The sequence below is a fragment of the Herbaspirillum sp. B65 genome (assembly GCF_000333555.1).
GTDB lineage: Bacteria > Pseudomonadota > Gammaproteobacteria > Burkholderiales > Burkholderiaceae_D > Herbaspirillum > Herbaspirillum rubrisubalbicans.
Genome location: NZ_BADI01001043.1, coordinates 1 through 892, shown reverse-complemented (window position 1 = coordinate 892; position 892 = coordinate 1). Strand labels below are relative to the sequence as shown.

The following is an 892-nucleotide window of genomic DNA, read 5'->3' as shown; positions in this document are numbered from 1 at the left end:
TGACCCCTACGAAACATACCGATGACTGCCGACACCATCCGCCCGATACCCCAACCCCGCTTCTCCGGAGTGCCTTGGCTGATCGTCGCGGCAGGGCTGGGCGTGATGTATATCCCCAGTTTCATCGATCTGTTCCACGGGGTATGGGGGACCGAACGTAATGCGCATGGCCCCATCGTGCTGGCGGTGGCCTGCTGCTACCTGTTCGTGCGCGTGCGGCAGTTGCTCGAAGAAGGTCTGGTCGAACGCCAGCCGGCACCGGTCGCAGCTTTGGTGGTCCTGTTGCTGGGCTTGCTGTGCTTCGTGTTGGGACGTTCGCAGACGGTGCTGTTTCTGGAAGCGGGCTCACTCATTCCGATGCTCATGGCCATCGTGCTGTTCCAGTTCGGCGTGCGCACTTGCCGTCGTCTGTGGTTTGCCTTCTTCTTCATGCTGTTCATGGTGCCCTTGCCGGCATCGGTGGTGGACCTGCTGACGCAACCGTTGAAGATCGGCGTGTCCTATGCCTCCGAACAGGTGTTGCATCTGCTTGGCTATCCGGTTGCACGCAGTGGCGTGATCCTCTACATCGGGCCTTACCAGTTGCTGGTGGCCGATGCCTGTGCCGGTCTGAACTCGCTCTTTACGCTGGAAGCACTGGGCTTGCTGTACATGAATCTGGTGCGCCATCAGTCCTTGTTGCGCAATGTATTGCTGGCGGTCCTGATCGTGCCGATTTCCTTCACTGCCCATACGGTGCGTGTGATGGTACTGGCGCTGATCACCTTCTACATGGGCGATGCGGCAGGGCAGGGCTTCCTGCATGGTTTCGCCGGGATGCTGCTGTTCCTGGTGGCACTTGGATTGATCATTGCACTGGATGGCCTGTTGCGCTGGATCGCGGTGCGCCATG

At 59.8% G+C, this 892-nt stretch carries 1 protein-coding gene; it reads left to right on the top strand.

The genetic code is table 11. From position 1 onward, the window contains the following. Window positions 1–21: 21 nt before the first annotated feature. A partial coding sequence (gene xrtB / locus I5W_RS24500) for an exosortase B (protein WP_044531208.1) occupies window positions 22–892 on the top strand: 871 nt, incomplete at its 3' end.